The sequence below is a fragment of the Amycolatopsis cihanbeyliensis genome (genome assembly GCF_006715045.1).
Classification (GTDB): domain Bacteria; phylum Actinomycetota; class Actinomycetes; order Mycobacteriales; family Pseudonocardiaceae; genus Amycolatopsis; species Amycolatopsis cihanbeyliensis.
This window is the reverse complement of sequence record NZ_VFML01000002.1, coordinates 433317-449639: the sequence shown is the minus strand read 5'-3', so window position 1 is coordinate 449639 and position 16323 is coordinate 433317. Positions and strand designations below refer to the sequence as shown.

Annotated in this window: 16 protein-coding genes and 1 pseudogene; 14 read left to right on the top strand and 3 right to left on the bottom strand. The window is 71.1% G+C overall.

The genetic code is table 11. The annotated features are described in order from the left end of the window. Positions 1-135 precede the first annotated feature (135 nt). The 11 genes from FB471_RS30630 to FB471_RS30580 all read left to right on the top strand — a co-directional run bounded on the left by FB471_RS30630 (position 136) and on the right by FB471_RS30580 (position 11664). Complete coding sequence (locus tag FB471_RS30630) at positions 136-1464, top strand: MATE family efflux transporter (RefSeq protein ID WP_142003325.1); 1329 nt, start codon at positions 136-138, stop codon at positions 1462-1464. A gap of 136 nt (positions 1465-1600) precedes the next feature. Next, positions 1601-2923 (top strand): MFS transporter, encoded by a 1323-nt coding sequence (locus tag FB471_RS30625; RefSeq protein WP_142003324.1) that lies wholly within the window; start codon positions 1601-1603, stop codon positions 2921-2923. Between the two features lie 20 nt (positions 2924-2943). Then, positions 2944-3858, top strand: a complete 915-nt coding sequence (gene truB, locus FB471_RS30620; RefSeq protein ID WP_142003323.1) for a tRNA pseudouridine(55) synthase TruB — start codon at positions 2944-2946, stop codon at positions 3856-3858. Positions 3859-3867: 9 nt separating this feature from the next. Then, a complete protein-coding gene (locus FB471_RS30615; protein WP_142003322.1) occupies positions 3868-4845 on the top strand; it encodes a bifunctional riboflavin kinase/FAD synthetase in 978 nt (325 codons plus the stop codon). Between the two features lie 117 nt (positions 4846-4962). Next, positions 4963-5442, top strand: coding sequence for a helix-turn-helix domain-containing protein (locus FB471_RS30610; protein ID WP_142003321.1), 480 nt, complete (start codon positions 4963-4965; stop codon positions 5440-5442). Positions 5443-5453: 11 nt separating this feature from the next. Continuing rightward, positions 5454-5960, top strand: coding sequence for an RNA 2',3'-cyclic phosphodiesterase (thpR, locus tag FB471_RS30605; protein ID WP_246076801.1), 507 nt, complete (start codon positions 5454-5456; stop codon positions 5958-5960). A gap of 122 nt (positions 5961-6082) precedes the next feature. Next, entirely contained in the window at positions 6083-6352 is a 270-nt protein-coding gene (rpsO, locus tag FB471_RS30600; RefSeq protein WP_142003316.1) for a 30S ribosomal protein S15, read from the top strand. 289 nt (positions 6353-6641) lie between these two features. Then, positions 6642-8912, top strand: a complete 2271-nt coding sequence (locus FB471_RS30595) for a polyribonucleotide nucleotidyltransferase (RefSeq protein ID WP_142003314.1) — start codon at positions 6642-6644, stop codon at positions 8910-8912. A gap of 136 nt (positions 8913-9048) precedes the next feature. After that, a complete protein-coding gene (locus FB471_RS30590) occupies positions 9049-10410 on the top strand; it encodes a M16 family metallopeptidase (protein WP_142003312.1) in 1362 nt (453 codons plus the stop codon). Between the two features lie 20 nt (positions 10411-10430). Further along, positions 10431-11207: a 4-hydroxy-tetrahydrodipicolinate reductase gene (gene dapB, locus FB471_RS30585; RefSeq protein ID WP_142003310.1), complete on the top strand. Its 777-nt coding sequence runs from the start codon at positions 10431-10433 to the stop codon at positions 11205-11207. A gap of 7 nt (positions 11208-11214) precedes the next feature. Next, positions 11215-11664, top strand: coding sequence for a tetratricopeptide repeat protein (locus tag FB471_RS30580; RefSeq protein WP_142003308.1), 450 nt, complete (start codon positions 11215-11217; stop codon positions 11662-11664). A gap of 23 nt (positions 11665-11687) precedes the next feature. On the opposite strand, the gene FB471_RS30575 is transcribed toward FB471_RS30580, so the two are convergent. Then, the gene (locus tag FB471_RS30575) at positions 11688-12209 is read right to left on the bottom strand and encodes a hypothetical protein (protein ID WP_142003306.1); all 522 of its coding nucleotides are present in this window, start codon (positions 12207-12209) and stop codon (positions 11688-11690) included. Positions 12210-12365: 156 nt separating this feature from the next. Here FB471_RS30575 and FB471_RS30570 point away from each other — a divergent pair, with 156 nt between their 5' ends. The 3 genes from FB471_RS30570 (at position 12366) to FB471_RS30560 (ending at position 14437) form a co-directional block, all read left to right on the top strand. Continuing rightward, a complete protein-coding gene (locus tag FB471_RS30570; RefSeq protein ID WP_142003303.1) occupies positions 12366-12905 on the top strand; it encodes a GtrA family protein in 540 nt (179 codons plus the stop codon). A 327-nt stretch (positions 12906-13232) separates the two neighbouring features. Continuing rightward, on the top strand, positions 13233-13565 hold the full coding sequence (locus tag FB471_RS30565; protein ID WP_211358293.1) for a Rossmann-fold NAD(P)-binding domain-containing protein: 333 nt from the start codon (positions 13233-13235) through the stop codon (positions 13563-13565). A gap of 227 nt (positions 13566-13792) precedes the next feature. Continuing rightward, complete coding sequence (locus FB471_RS30560) at positions 13793-14437, top strand: twin-arginine translocation signal domain-containing protein (RefSeq protein ID WP_142003301.1); 645 nt, start codon at positions 13793-13795, stop codon at positions 14435-14437. Between the two features lie 3 nt (positions 14438-14440). Here the strand turns inward: FB471_RS30560 and FB471_RS30555 are convergent. Further along, positions 14441-15513, bottom strand: a pseudogene (locus FB471_RS30555) (FAD-dependent oxidoreductase). 225 nt (positions 15514-15738) lie between these two features. Next, on the bottom strand, positions 15739-16299 hold the full coding sequence (locus FB471_RS30550) for a GNAT family N-acetyltransferase (protein ID WP_142003299.1): 561 nt from the start codon (positions 16297-16299) through the stop codon (positions 15739-15741). Positions 16300-16323: the final 24 nt, after the last annotated feature.

The following is a 16323-nucleotide window of genomic DNA, read 5'->3' as shown; positions in this document are numbered from 1 at the left end:
CCGGAAGTAGGCCGACTCGACAGAAGCGGCTTTGCGTGCGAGACAAGAGGGTCGGCCTACTGGAGGTCGGATTGGTATCTACCGGCACCGTACGGCCACCGTGAACCGTCGTACCCGCTGGTTAGGGTTTCCGGCGTGGGGAAGATCGCGAATCCGGACGGGGAACGTGTCGCACCGCGTCGCGTGCTCGGCCTCGCCGTGCCCGCGCTCGGTGTCCTGGCGGCCGAACCGCTGTACGTACTGGTCGACACGGCCGTGGTCGGCCATCTCGGCGCGCTGCCGCTGGCCGGGCTTGCGCTCGGTGGGGCCATCCTGACCCTGGTCTCCACCCAGCTGACCTTCCTGTCCTACGGCACCACCTCGCGCACGGCGCGGTTGCACGGTGCGGGACGGCGCGCGGAGGCGGTGAGCGAGGGCGTGCAGGCGACCTGGCTGGCGTTCGCGGTCGGCCTGCTGGTGCTGATCGCGGGCCAGTCGCTGGCGGATCCGGTGGCGCGGTTGCTCTCCGGGGACCCCGCGATCGCCGGGCGGGCGGTGTCCTGGCTGCGGATCGCGCTGTTCGGCGCCCCGCTGATCCTGATCACGATGGCCGGTAACGGCTGGATGCGCGGGGTGCAGGACGCGGTCCGCCCGCTGCGCTACGTGCTCGCCGGGAACGGGGCCTCCGCGGTGCTCTGCCCGATCCTGGTGTACCCGGTGGGTTGGGGCCTGGAGGGCTCGGCCGTGGCCAACGTGGTCGCCCAGCTGATCGCGGCCGGGCTGTTCCTGCGGGCACTGGCGCGCGAGCGGGTCTCGCTGCGGCCGCGGCCCGCCGTGGTGCGGGCGCAGCTCGGCCTCGGCCGGGACCTGGTGCTGCGCAGCCTGGCCTTCCAGGCCTGTTTCGTCTCGGCGACCGCGGTGGCCGCGCGGACCTCCACCGAGGCGGTCGGCGCGCATCAGGTCGTGTGGCAGTTGTGGATCTTCCTGTCCCTGGTACTGGACTCGCTCGCGATCGCCGCGCAGTCCCTTGTCGGTGCCGCGCTCGGTGCCGGCTCGGCCCGGCGGGCCAGGGGGGTCGCGGGCCAGATCACCTGGTACGGCCTGGTGTTCGGGGTCGCGCTGGGCCTGCTGTTCGCCGCCACCTCCGGCCTGCTGCCGCACGCCTTCACCTCCGACACCGGGGTGCTGGCCCAGATCCCGCACGCGTGGTGGTTCTTCGTGGCGCTGCAGCCGGTCGCGGGGGTGGTGTTCGCCCTGGACGGCGTGCTGGTGGGCGCGGGGGACGCGGCCTTCCTGCGCACCGCCACCCTCGGCGCCGCGGTGCTCGGCTTCCTGCCGCTGATCTGGGCGTCCCTGGGGCTCGGCTGGGGCCTGGCCGGGATCTGGACCGGGTTGTCGGTGTTCATGCTGCTGCGGCTGGTCGCCGTGCTGGTGCGCTGGCGCAACGGCAGGTGGGCGGTGGTGGGCGCCGTTCGCGCGAGCTAGTTGCGGGTTCGCCGCGCTGTGGCGAATCACACGCCGGTAACAGGTATGTTTCGGCGTTGCTTAGGCGATACAAGTAGTCGGGACGGCAACGCGGGCGTTCCCAGCCGCTGAGCACACCGAACCCCGGGAGGAACCCGTGCCGTCCGCCGTACCGGCCGCGACCCCGCGATCGTGGCTGATCTGGCTGACCGCCGCAGGCGTGTACCTGCTCGCCGTGTTTCACCGGACCTCCTTCGGGGTCGCGGGACTGGAGGCGGTCGATCGTTTCGGGCTCGGTGCCGCCGCGCTCGGCACGTTCACCGTGCTGCAGGTCGGCGTGTACGCGGCGATGCAGATCCCCACCGGCCTGCTGGTCGACCGGTTCGGCTCCCGCCGGGTGCTGACCACCGCGCTGCTGTTCCTCGGCCTCGGCCAGGTGCTGCTGGCCGTCGCGACCTCCTACCCGCTCGGCCTGCTCGCCCGCGGTGTCCTCGGCTTCGGCGACGCGCTCACCTTCGTCAGCGTGCTCCGGCTGATCGCCGCGCACTTCCCCGGCAAGCAGTACGCGCTGGTCACCTCGTTCACCACCGCGCTGGGCTACGTCGGCAACTTCGCCGCCACCGTGCCGCTGACCCTGCTACTGGCCGGGCCCGGCTGGACCTCCACCTTCCTCGTCGCGGGCATCGTGACCGCGGCCTTCGCCGTGGTGGTCACGCTGCGGGTGCGCAACACCCCGGAAGGGGTGCCGGAGGTGCGCAGCTCCGCGGCGAGCCCGCGGGCGGTCGGTAGGCAGGTCGCCGCGGCCTGGCGGATTCCCGGCACCCGGCTGGGGTTCTGGGTGCACTTCAGCACGATGTTCGCCCCGAACGTGCTGGCCCTGCTCTGGGGTGTGCCGTTCCTGGTGCAGGGGCAGGGTCTGCCCGTGGCCACCGCCGGGGCCCTGCTCACCGTGTTCGTCTTCGGCTCGATGCTCGGCGGCCCGGTGGTGGGCGCTCTGATCGGCCGCCGCCCCTCGCTGCGGATGCCGCTGGTCGGCGGCTACCTGCTCGGCGCGGCGGTGGTGTGGGCGGTACTGCTCGGCTGGCCGGGAGGCGCGGTACCGATCGGCGTGCTGGTGCCCTGCTTCGCCTTCCTCTCGCTCGGCGGTCCGGCCTCGATGATCGGGTTCGCCCTGGCGCGGGACTACAACCCGCTGCACCGGGTGGGTACCGCGACCGGGGTGGTGAACGTCGGTGGCTTCGTCGCCACCACGCTCACCGCGCTGGCGATCGGCGTGCTGCTGGAGGTCGCCGGCGGTTCCTTCCGGATCGCCCTGCTGGCGGTCGTGGCGCTGTTGCTGCTCGGCGGCTTCCGGATGCTGGTCTGGTGGCGGCGTACCCGGGCCGCACTGTTCGCCGCGCAGGCCCGCGGCGAGGAGATTCCGGTGCAGGTGCGCCGCCGGCCGTGGGACGCGCGGGAGCGGCAGGTCTCCGCCGCTTAGTCGGCCGATAGGGTGCGCGCGTGTCCAGCCAGCAACACCCTCGCCGCACCCCGCCACCGCCCGGCCTGGTGATCGTCGACAAGCCGGACGGGCTGACCTCGCACGACGTGGTGGCCAGGGTCCGCCGGATCATGGGCACCCGCAAGGTCGGCCACGCGGGCACCCTGGACCCGATGGCGACCGGGGTGCTGGTGCTCGGGATCGAGCGGGCCACCAAGCTGCTCGGCCACCTCGCGCTGGACCGCAAGACCTACCTGGCCACGATCGCGCTCGGCGTGTCGACCACCACCGACGACGCGCAGGGGGAGGCACTGGGCGCACCCGACGAGGCGGCGCTGGCCGCGGTCACCGACGACGCGATCCACACCGGCATCAGTGCGCTGAGCGGGGATATCGAGCAGGTACCGAGTTCGGTCAGCGCGGTGAAGGTGGACGGCAGGCGGGCCTATGCCCGGGTGCGAGCCGGTGAGCAGGTCGAGCTCGAGGCGCGGCCGGTGACCGTGCACCGCTTCGACCTGCTCGCCACCCGCAGGGAGCCGGACCGGGTCGAGCTCGACGTGGTGATCGACTGCTCCTCAGGGACCTACGTCCGCGCGTTGGCGAGGGATCTGGGTGGTGCGCTCGCCGGCGGCGGGCACCTGCTGGCGCTGCGCCGCACCACGGTGGGGCCGTTCACCCTCGCCACCGCCCGCACGCTGGAGGCTCTCGAGCAGCGCCCCGAGCTCTCCCTCGACCTCGAGGCCGCGGTGGCCGCAGCCTTCCCCCGGCACGACGTGGACAAGACCACCGCCCGCGCGGTCCAGTATGGACAGCGGATCCCGGCCGCCGGGATCGCCGGGACCTACGGGGTGTTCGCCCCGGACGGCCGGGTGCTCGCGCTGGCCGCCGACTCCGGTGCGGTGGCCCGTTCGGTCGTCGTGCTGGCCCCGGCTTAGGGTGGGGCCGTGCAGCGATGGCGCGGTTTGACCGATCTTCCCGGCGGCTGGGGACGATGCGTCGTCACGATCGGCGTTTTCGACGGGGTGCATCGTGGACACCAGGCCCTGATCCGCAGGACCGTCGGGGTCGCAGGCGAGCGTGGGCTGCCGAGCGTGGTGCTGACCTTCGACCCGCACCCCTCCGAGGTGGTGCGGCCAGGCAGCCATCCCGCGCAGCTCACTACCCTGCGGCGCAAGGCCGAGCTGGTCGAGCAGCTCGGCGTCGACGTGTTCGCGGTGTTGCCGTTCACCCCCGAACTGTCCCGCCTGCCCGCGCATGACTTCGTGCACGAGATCCTGGTCGACAAGCTGCACGCCGCGGTGGTGGTCGTCGGCCAGAACTTCACCTTCGGGCACAAGGCCGCCGGGGACATCGAACTGCTGAAGACGCTCGGCAAACGATTCGGGTTCGTCGCCATGGGAGCCGAGCTGCAGGGCCGGACCCTGCCCGCGGCGCGGGAGGACACCGGGCAGGCCGAGGGCGAGATCACCTTTTCCTCCACCTACGTCCGCTCCTGTATCGACGCGGGCGATGTGGCCGCGGCCGCCGACGCGTTGGGCCGCCCGCACCGGCTGGAGGGCATCGTGGTGCGTGGCCACCGGAGGGGACACGAGCTCGGATACCCGACGGCCAACCTGTCCATGCCGCGGTTCACCGCGGTGCCCGCCGACGGCGTCTACAGCGGCTGGTTCATCCGGCTCGACGAGCCGGAGCGCAAGCTGCCCGCCGCGGTCTCGGTCGGGAGCAACCCGACCTTCTCCGGGCGGGAACGCACCGTGGAGGCGTTCGTGCTGGATGTCGACGAGGACTTCTACGGTCAACACGTGGCCCTGGATTTCGTCAGCAGGCTGCGTGGCCAGATCCGGTTCGACGGCCCCGACGCGCTGGTCACGCAGATGGATGAGGACGTGCTGCGGACCAGGGCGGTGCTGGGGTTGGGCTGAGCGGACGGGTGCTATCGCGAACGCGTGGGCGATTCGACCCCGGACGGGCGGCCCGACCTGGCAAGATGCGAGGCAGCCGCGAGGCTGACCAGATGCTGTCAAGGGGAGCGGGCCAAGGTGGAGGACCACAAGATCGTCCAGCGCAACATCGCATTGCAGCGGGAGTGGTACGGCGAACCGCTCGGTGACCGGGTGCGCAGGCTGGTGGTGGCCTTCGACGTCTCCCAAGCGTACCTGGCCGAGGTGCTGGGCATCAGCGCGCCGATGCTGAGCCAGGTGATGAGCGGCAGGCGAGCGAAGATCGGCAACCCGGTCGTGCTCGCCCGGATGATCATGCTGGAACGCAAGATCCTGACACCCGAGGTCGCCTCCGGGAAGCGGACGGCGCTCAAGGCCGCGCTGGAGGACGTGCGGGAGTCCCGGCCCACGGTCAGCAGGGACACCGTGCCGGTCGGCGGGGGAGTGGACGACCAGGCCGTGCTCACCGCCCTGCGGGACATCGCCGAGGACGAGAACCTGGTGGACGCGGCCGACCGCCTCGACCCCGACTTCCCGGCGATCGCCGACGTGCTCCGCCGGGCGGGCAAGACCGGCTGAGTATGCCGGCGATGCGGCTGTTCAGTGCACTGGTGCCGCCCGATCCGGTGGTGGAGTCGCTGCGTACCGCGCTGGCGGACGCACCTTCGGACGCCCGGCTGCGCCGGCTGCCGCCCGGGCAGTGGCACATCACCCTGGGCTTCTTCGGCGAGGACGACCCGGAGGCCAGGGCGGCCTGGTTACGCCCGCGGCTGGCCGGGCGCCCCATGCTCGACCTGCGGCTGGCCGGGGCGGGCACCTTTCCCGGGGTCCTGTGGGTCGGGGTGCGCTCGGCCGGGCTGGACGCGCTGGCCGGGGCGAGTGGCGCGGACGAGCTGGACAGGCCGTTCCACCCGCACCTCACCGTCGCGCGCGGGCACGACCCCGGCGCGCGGCGGCGGCTGCTGTCCCGGTTGCGGGACTACCGTGGGCCGTGGTGGACCGCGACCGAGGTCGTGCTGTTCGCCAGCGAGCGGGGCGGGGACGGGATGCGCTACACCCCGATCGAGCGGTTCGGCCTCGGCGCCGGTCTGGGCTGAACGGCCTACTGCTATGCTCGGTGTTCGGGTCCGGCTGCAGTCCGTGGCGGCCGCGACCGTCCTCATACCGGCGCCGACGCGCCGGGTGACACGGCACAGCTACACACAAGGAGATACCCAGCGTGGCACTGTCCACCGACGAGAAGAAGACGATCCTCGACGAGTACGGCCTGCACGACTCGGACACCGGATCGCCGGAGGCCCAGGTGGCCCTGCTGACCAAGCGGATCATCGGGCTGACCGAGCATCTCAAGATGCACAAGCACGACCACCACTCCCGTCGCGGCCTGTTGCTGCTGGTCGGCCGTCGCCGCCGGCTGCTCAACTACGTGATGAAGGTGGACATCGAACGGTACCGTTCGCTGATCAAGCGTCTCGGCCTGCGCCGATGACCAGGTCCGAGGGGGAGTGACCGATTCGGTCGCTCCCCCTCGGTACACCAAAGGAAGATGGAACACGGGCGACGCCGAGCGGCGTCGGCCCGCCGGGACGGGCAGAACGGCACGTCCCGTACACGCAAGGCATGCGCATGGCGTGCGAGGGCCAGTTCGCCGGTCCTCGGTAGTGGCTTCCGGGCTCGTTCCCGGTGGCTTCGATCGATGACCGGCCTCGTTCCTCGGGCGTCCCCCAACGGGTGGGGATCGTGCGTCTGCCCGAGAGGTAACGAGGAGAAAGACTCTTATGACCGACTCCACCGGAGTCACCGTGCACGAAACCGAAGCCGTGATCGACAACGGGCGGTTCGGCACCCGCACCGTCCGGTTCGAGACCGGACGGCTGGCCCGGCTGGCCGCCGGCGCCGTCGTCGCCTACCTGGACGACGAGACCATGCTGCTGTCCGCGACCACCGCGTCCAAGCAGCCCAAGGAGCAACTCGACTTTTTCCCGCTGACCGTGGACGTCGAGGAGCGGATGTACGCGATCGGCAAGGTGCCGGGCTCGTTCTTCCGCCGGGAAGGTCGCCCCTCCACCGACGCGGTGCTGACCTGCCGGCTGATCGACCGGCCGCTGCGCCCTTCCTTCGCCGACGGGCTGCGCAACGAGATCCAGGTCGTCATCACCGTGCAGAGCCTGCACCCGGACGACCCCTATGACGTGCTGGCGATCAACGCGGCCTCGGCGTCCACACAGATCAGCGGGCTGCCGTTCTCCGGTCCGGTCGGCGGCGTGCGCGTCGCGCTGATCGAGGACCAGTGGGTGGCCTTCCCCACCTGGGAGCAGCTCGAGCAGGCCACGTTCAACATGGTGGTGGCCGGCCGCATCGTCGGCGACGCCCCGGAGGACGTGGCCATCATGATGGTCGAGGCCGAGGGCACCGAAAACACCCTCGACCTGGTCGAGGCGGGCGCGACCGCGCCGACCGAGCAGGTCGTGGCCGAGGGCCTGGACGCGGCCAAGCCGTTCATCCGGATGCTCTGCGAGGCGCAACAGCGGCTGGCCGAGCCGGCCGCCAAGCCGACCGGCGACTTCCCGCTGTTCCTGGCCTACCAGGAGGACGCCTACGAGGCTGTGGCCGGTATCGCCACCGAGAGTCTCACCAAGGCGCTGGCGATCCACGGCAAACAGGAGCGGGACAACGCCACCGACGAGATCAAGGCCGACGTGCTGGCCAGGATCGGCGTCGGCGAGGGCGAGACCTTCGAGGGCCGGGAGAAGGAGATCGGCGCCGCGTTCCGGGCGCTGACCAAGAAGCTGATCCGGCAGCGCATCCTGCGCGACCAGGTGCGGATCGACGGCCGCGGCCCAGGGGACATCCGGCAGCTCGCGGCCGAGGTGTCGGTAGTGCCGAGGGCGCACGGTTCGGCGCTGTTCGAGCGGGGCGAGACGCAGATCCTCGGCATCACCACGCTGAACATGCTGCGGATGGAGCAGCAGCTGGACACGCTGTCCCCGGAGACGAGCAAGCGCTACCTGCACCACTACAACTTCCCGCCCTTCTCCACCGGCGAGACCGGCCGGGTCGGCACGCCGAAACGGCGGGAGGTCGGGCACGGCATGCTGGCCGAGCGGGCGCTGGTGCCGGTGCTGCCCAAGCGGGACGAGTTCCCCTACGCGATCCGGCAGGTCTCCGAGGCGCTCGGTTCGAACGGTTCCACCTCGATGGGTTCGGTCTGCGCGTCCACGATGGGCCTGCTGAACGCCGGGGTGCCGCTGAAGGCGCCGGTGGCGGGGATCGCCATGGGTCTGGTGTCCGACGAGGTGGACGGCAAGACCGAGTTCGTCGCGCTGACCGACATCCTCGGCGCCGAGGACGCCTTCGGTGACATGGACTTCAAGGTCGCCGGCACCAAGGACATCGTGACCGCGCTGCAACTGGACACCAAGCTGGACGGCATTCCGTCCGATGTGCTCGCCGCCGCGCTGAACCAGGCCAAGGAAGCCCGGCTGACGATCCTGGACGTGATCTCCGAGGCCATCGACTCCCCGGACGAGATGAGCCCGTACGCGCCGCGGGTGACCAGCGTGAAGGTCCCGGTGGACAAGATCGGCGAGGTGATCGGGCCGAAGGGCAAGATGATCAACTCGATCACCGAGGAGACCGGCGCCGACATCTCCATCGAGGACGACGGCACGATCTACGTCGGCGCCTCCGACGGGCCCTCGGCGGAGGCCGCGATCGACAAGATCAACGCGATCGCGAACCCGCAGCTGCCCAAGGTCGGCGAGCGCTTCCTCGGCACCGTGGTGAAGACGGCCGCGTTCGGCGCGTTCGTCTCGCTGCTGCCCGGCAAGGACGGCCTCGTGCACATCTCGAAGCTGGGTAACGGCAAGCGGATCGGCAAGGTCGAGGACGTGGTGAATGTCGGTGACAAGCTCCGGGTGGAGATCGCCGACATCGACAGTCGCGGCAAGATCAGCCTCACCGTCGTGAACGACGAGGAGGACAAGCCCGCCGCGGCCGAGACCCCCGACACGGCCGAGACCCCCGACACGGCCGACGCCACCCAGTAACCCCGGTTCGGACACCGGCCATGAGTGCCCCGTCCCTCGCTGACATGCGAGGGACGCAGCGGCGCGTCAGTACCTCCGCTTGGGCGGTGGTGGGAGACGGGTGGGCGGGTCACTCATAGCGGTTGGTGAGGAAAGCATGGCGCGACAGATCGCTGGGCACGAGCAGCCCGTGGGCAGTACCCGGACCCTGGAGTCGACCGCGGACGGTTCGCTGGTGAAGCGCACGGTGTTGCCGGGCGGGCTGCGGGTGATCACCGAACGGATCCCGGGATCGAGTTCAGCGACTGTCGGGTTGTGGGTGGGTGTCGGCTCCCGGGACGAGCAGCCCGCCGTCGCCGGTGCCGCGCACTACCTGGAACACCTGCTGTTCAAGGGCACCGGCAAGCGGGACGCCACCCGGATCGCCGAGGAGATCGACGCCGTCGGCGGCGAGTTCAACGCGTTCACCGCCAAGGAGCACACCTGCTACTACGCGCAGGTGCTGGACGAGGACCTGCCGCTGGCGGTCGACCTGGTGACCGACGTGGTGTTCGACGCCCTGTGCACGGATTCCGATGTGGACACCGAGCGCAGCGTGGTGCTCGAGGAGATCGCCATGCGCGACGACGACCCCGAGGACCTGCTGCACGAGACCTTCGTGCACACCGTGCTCGGCGAGCACCCGCTCGGCAGGCCGGTGCTCGGCACCGAGCCCTCGATCACCGGAATGTCGGCTGGCGCGCTGCGCTCGTTCTACCGCCGCCGCTACGTCCTGCCGAAGATGGTGCTCGCGGTGGCGGGGAATCTCCAGCACGCTACGGTCCTTCGCTTGGTGCGCAAGGCTTTGCGCGACCGACTGTCCGGTTCGGATGGTCCACGTCCGCCGCGGAGGGGGCGGGCGAGGGTACCCGCGTCGCGCAAGCTGGCCTTGCGCACCGATGACACCGAGCAGGCACACGTGATGCTCGGCCTGCGCGCGCTGTCCCGGCACGACGAGCGCCGGTGCACCCTGTCCGTGCTGAACGCGGCACTGGGCGGGGGGATGAGCTCGCGGTTGTTCCAGGAGGTCCGGGAACGGCGTGGGCTGGCCTACCAGGTGTACTCCTCGGTGGCCGGCTACGCCGACGCCGGGCACCTTTCGGTGTACGCGGGCTGCCAGCCGGAGCGGCTCGGCGAGGTCGCCGGGCTGCTGGCGTCGCTGCTCGGTCAGGTCGCCGAGGACGGCCTGACCGAAACCGAGGTGGCGCGGGCGAAGGGGCAACTGCGCGGCGGCCTGGTGCTCGGCCTCGAGGACACCGCGTCCCGGATGTCCCGGATCGGCAAGAACGAGCTGAACTACGGCGAGTACCTCGGCGTGCGCGACACCATCGCCCGGATCGACGCGGTGACCACCGGCGACGTCGCCCGGTTGGCCCGGATGCTGCTGGGTAGACCCGGTGGGATCGCCGCGGCCGCGGTGGTGGGTCCATACGCGCACGAGGAGGACCTGCCCGACGAGCTGCACAGCGTAATCGCCTAGCGGACAAGGGGAGTGACAGGATGAACCAGCCGGCGTCACGTGGTGTCGACAACCCGATCCGGGTCGGCGTGCTCGGCGCGCGCGGCCGGATGGGCACCCAGGTGTGCAGGGCCGTGGAGGACGCACCCGACACGCGGCTGGTCGCGGCGGTGGACGCGGGCGAACGGATGGCCGACCTCACCGACGGGGGCGCGGAGGTCGTCGTCGACTTCACCCACCCGGACGTGGTGCTGGACAACCTGCGCTTCCTGCTGGAGCACGGCATCCACGCGGTGGTCGGCACCACCGGTTTCGACCAGGCCAAACTGGATACCGTGCGGGGCTGGCTGGGCGAACACCCGGAGCTCGGTGTGCTGGTCGCGCCCAACTTCGCCCTCGGCGCGGTGCTCGCGATGCGTTTCGCTCAGCAGGCCGCCCGCTTCTACTCCTCGGCCGAGGTGATCGAGCTGCACCACAACCGCAAGGCGGACGCCCCTTCCGGTACCGCGGCGCACACCGCCCGGGTGATCGCGCAGGCCCGGGCCGACGCCGGCCTCGCCCCGGGAGCGGACGCCACCACCTCCGAGCTGGCCGGTGCGCGTGGTGCCAGGGTGGATGACGTTCCGGTGCACTCCGTCCGCCTTCCGGGCCTGGTCGCGCACGAGGAGATCCTGTTCGGCGGTGAGGGTGAGACGCTGACGATCCGGCACGACTCCCTGGATCGGACGTCGTTCATGCCAGGAGTCCTGGTGGCGGTGCGGTCCATCCCGGGCAGGCCGGGGCTGACCGTCGGCCTGGACCAGATGCTGGATCTGTGATGACCCGATGAGGGCGCGCAACGTCGCGCTGCTGCTGACCGTCGCGGTCGCCGTGTACCTGGTGCTGCTGGCGGGCCGCGCGGTGGCGTTGCTGCGGACCGGGGAGACCGTTCCGATGCTGCTCGGGACCGGGGTGTTGCTGCTGCCCTTGCTCGGCGTCTGGATGTTGGCGACCACCTGGCGTTCCGGCGTCCGGATCCAGCGGCTCGCCCGCAGGCTGGAGGCGGAGGGCGGCCTGCCCGACGTGTCCGACCTGCCGCGGCGGCCGTCCGGCAGGGTGGACCGCGCGGCCGCCGACGAGTGGTTCGAGCGGCGCAAGGCCGAGCTGACCGCGGAGCCCGAGGACTGGCGACACTGGTACCGGCTGGCCTACGCCTACGACATCGCAGGCGATCGCCGGCGCGCCAGGGCGACCATGCGCAAGGCCGTCGAGCTCGAGGCCGCCGCGGGTTCCTGAACCGGTCAGACCGCGGCACCGGGTCAGAACTGCAGCCAGGCGGCGAACATGGCGGGCGACGCGGCCAGCGCGCTGAACCGGATGCAGCGGCCGAGCAGCCCGGCGGTGAGGAACACCGACATCGGCATGCGCACCAGACCGGCGAGCACCGTGGTCGCCATGAACGGCGGAAGCCCGAAGAGGGCGCTGGCCCCGTACGTTCCGGTCATCCAGTGCGGATGGCGGTGACAGCGCTCGCGCAGCGCCTCCAGCCAGCTCCGCAGCCGCTTGGTGCGGTCCCGCCAACGCTCCCGCCGTGCCGACGGGCGCCGCCGGCCGTGCAGCTTGTCGGTGAGGAAGGACGGCAGCCGGATCGAGCCCCGCGCGGCGAGGTAGAACAGCAGCTTGCCGGCGACCTGACCGGTTGCGACGGCGATGCCGATCGCCAGCCAGGGAACGCCGGAGGTACTGGAGGCGAGGCCGATCACGAACAGTTCGGCGCTGATCAGCGGAACCACGGCGGAGCCGAAGGCCACGCCGAGCGCCACGCACAACCAGCCGAACACGCTGCCTCCCGGTGAGATCCCACATATCAAGCTAGCAGCCGGCACGGCAGGCACACTGGTGTCGACCCCACCTTTTCCGGGGTGGATGGCGCCACCGTCGGTTGGTGATCACCTGCTGGTCGGCATCCTGTCACCTGGCGGTGCCAGGCTGGCCCCGTGGCCCCGGCACATGTCGACGTTCATCGGCCAGAACGGCACGACTCCTCCGAAACCGGTTTCACCGGGCGGTTCGCCCGGTTCTGCGCGGCGGTGGTGCGCCGGTTGCCCTTCGGGCTCGCCGCCGTCGTGCCGCCCAGCCTGCTCGGGTTCGCCCTGATCAACAGCTGCACCTTCGGGGTGGACCTGCTGTTGCTGACGGTCTTTCGCGGGGTACTCGGGCTGCCGGTGGCGGCGGGGTTCACCCTGGCCTACCTGATCGCCTTCGGCCTGGCTTTCGTGCTGAACCGGCACTTCAACTTCCGCTCGCACGCGCCGGTCGGCAGGCAGGCCGTGCTGTACGCGGTGGCGATCGCGATCAACTACCTGGCGTTCATCCTCGGTGTCGGCGGCGGGTTGGTCGCGCTCGGCCTGCAGTACCACCTGTCCCGCATCATCGCGGGCGCCTGCGAGGCGGTCTACATGTACAGCGTCATGCGCTGGGTCATCTTCCGCGAGCCCGGCGGCCGCCGCGGACGGCAAACTCGCCTACGTGAATAGCAAAAGCAGCTTGTTCACTTAGGTTGTTTTCCATGACGTGGATCATGGTGAAAAACCGGCTCCGACCTGCTGTTTTGTGTGCGACTGGGAGACTGTCCGATATAGCAGCTCTGACCGGTGGTGGCGGCGTCGCGGGCGGCCAGGATGCGGCCGACGTTGCGCTGCGGTAACCGGTGCGAGCGGACAGCTCGGCGGCGGTGTCGCCCGGCGGCTCGCCGCGGCGGACGCATCCCTGCGCCCGCTCGGCCGGGACCCCGCCCGGCTGCCGCAGTTGCCCGGAGCCATCGCGGCACCGCCGGCCGAGACATCGCCGATGTGGCCGCTGCCGTGCTGACCGGCGATGGCCACGACGGCGCCACCTACGACATCACCGGGCCGACGGCGTTGACGCTGGCCGAGACGGCCGAGGAGCTGAGCCGGTTCGCCGGGCGCACCGTGACCTACGTGCCGGAGACGCGCGAGGAAGCCTACGCATCAAGGTCGGACTACGGGGCCGCCGACTGGGAGGTGGCGGGCTGGGTCAGTTCCTACGAGGCCATCGCCACCGGCGAACTGAGCACGGTCAGCACCACGGTGCCCGAACTGACCGGCCACCCCGCCCAGTCCTTCGCCGAATACCTGCAGCGATACCCGGAGAGTTACCGCCATCTGAGGTCGTGAGTATTGCGGGCAGTGCCCGCCACGGGCCCGGCGAGGACGGGAGTCACCCACTCGTGGCGCTGGCCTCCCCGTCCGTGGCGTGCGCCTGCCCCGGCGGGCATCGGCGTGACGGCCCGTCACGCCGGTGGACACGACCAGGCGGATCTGCCCGCTGGACCTCGCTGTGACGATCTCCGCTGGCTAGTTTCGGAAGGCAGGAGGACCAGGAAAACCGAGGAGGACGAAGGATGCCTGCGTCGAGCGACAACCCCGCCAACGGCCTGGACCGCCGTGGATTCCTGCGTGCGACAGCGGCGATGGGCGGTGCGGCGGCGCTGGGCGTGCTCGGCGCGTCCCCGGCCGAGGCCCAGCGGGACGAACTGCCCCCGGTCGGCGCCGAGATCCCGTACAGCATGCTGGCGACCGACACACAGGTGCGGATCCGCACTGATCTGGTGAGGGTGGACTTCCGCGGTGGCATCAAGCACCGAGTCGAGGCGGACCCTTACGACCCGGATCGCTCGGTGCGGCTGCGCACGCTCGAGTTCAAGGTGACCGGCAAACTGCCGGACGACAACGGCACCGAGGGCGGCACGATCACGCTCGAGCAGAACAACCCGGACGCCGATGTGCAGAGCCGACTCCGGCTGACCCAGGGGAACCCGCCCCGGTACGAGATGGTCATGGTGCTCAGCTTCACCATGACCATCGACCGGCCGGGCAGCGAACGGCTTGTCCTGACCACAGAGGACCCCGCGCGGCTCTTCGCGCGCCTCACCCAGTTCCCACCACAGCGCGACCTGTACGAGTTGGAGAACCCCGTCGACCTGGTGCTCCCGGACACCACGATCGTCACGCTCAGAAGGTTCCCGGTGAAGGTCAGCGGGCTCTGAGGCTCACGATCTCGCTCCGGCGAGGATGAGGTTATGGACGGCGTGCGCGGCGGCGCGACCGGCCCTGGTGGCGCCGATCGTGCTGGCCGAGGGGCCGTAGCCGACCAGGTGCAGGCGCGGTTCGGCGACGACGCGGGTGCCGTCCATCCGGATTCCGCCGCCGGGTTCGCGGATCCGTAACGGCGCCAGGTGGTCGAAGGTGGCGCGGAAGCCGGTGGCCCACAGGATCACGTCGGCCCGCTGCACGGTGCCGTCCGCCCAGACGACACCGTGCGGGGTGATCCGCTCGAACATCGGCTTTCGGTCCAGCAATCCCGCCGCACGGGCCCGCTCGGCCTCGGGGGTGAGGGTCAGTTCGGTAACGCTCACCACGCTGGCGGGCGGCCTACCCGCCCGCACGGCCTTCTCCACCTTGGCGACGGCGGCCCGGCCGTGCTCAGGGGTGAACGGGCCCTTGTGGAACACCGGCGGCCTGCGGGTCACCCAGGTCGTACCGGCCGGTTCGCCCTCGGTGGCGATCTCGGTGAGCAGTTGGACCGCGGAGGTGCCGCCGCCGACCACCACGACGTGCTTGCCGCGGAACTCGGCGGGGCCGGTGTAGTCGGCGGTGTGCGGTTGCCTTCCGGTGAAGCTGTCCTGGCCTGGGTAGTGCGGCCAGAATGGACGGTCCCAGGTCCGGTCGCGTTGATCACCGCGCGCGCCGCCCAGGTTTCGGTGGCGCTGTCCACCAGCAGCCGGCCGTCCTCGCTCCGGCGCACGGACCGCACGTCCACCGGGCGCAGCACCGGAAGGTCGAAGGCCCGCTCGTAGCGGTCGAAGTACTCGGAGACGACCTCCGCGGCGGGGCGGTCGCCGTCCGGTGTGCCGAGCGGGAGGCCCGGCAGGTCGTGGATTCCGTGCACCTTGCCCAGCCGCAGCGAGGGCCACCGGTACTGCCAGGCCCCGCCGGCTCGCTTGCCGTGGTCGAGCACGGCGAAGTCCAGCCCGGCGCGGCGCAGGAAGTAGGCGGCGGACAGCCCGGCCTGCCCCGCACCGATCACCACGACATCGGTCTCGTGGTCCGCGGCCCTGTTCATACCCGGTACGACCGGCCCGGTGCGGCACCGTATTTCCGCGCCAGACCGGGTGTTGGTCACAGCAACCGACAACCCGGCTAGCGCCTTGCCTAGCCAGGGGAGGCGGCGCCCGGAGAGAGAGCCGGCCCCGGCCGGGAACCGCCACGACGCCTACGCCAACGGCCAACACATCACCGTGTTGGCTACCCACGTAACCGTGTTGGCCGTTCGCGGACGTGGCCGGGCCTACTCGGTGAGGTGAAGTGCGAGGTCGCCGGTGAGGCGGAGTTCGCGAACGGTCCGTTCACCCGTGTCGAGGGTGCGCATCGTTCCGTCCGGATTCCAGCCCACGCTGCGGAAGAAGGCGAGCGAGGCGGAGTCGGACTGGGCGACCCAGGTGATCCCGCGTTCCGCACCCTGCTCGCGCAGCCCGGTGGCGGCCGCGACCAGCAGGCGGCCACCGTGGCCTCGGCGGCCCCACCGGGGCTCGACCAGGATGGTGCCGATCAGCCCGGTGCGGGCGGCGTCCGCGGGCAGGTCACCGTCCGCGCTAGCGACCTCCGGTTCCGGAGCCGGCCCGGCGACGCAGAAACCCACCGGAAACTCGCCCTCGAATGCCAGGTAGACGCCGGTCTCCGGATGGGCGACCGCGTCCGCCCACTGCCGTTCGACGTCCTCGGCATCCAGCCTATCCAGCACGCTCGCCCCGAGGATGTCCGTGTACGCGGCGCGCCAGGTGTCGCGCTGGATCCGGCCGATCTCGGCGGCGTCGTCGGTGCGGGCGCTGCGGACCTGAGCTGTGCTCATACACCCAACGTACGTGGCCCGCTC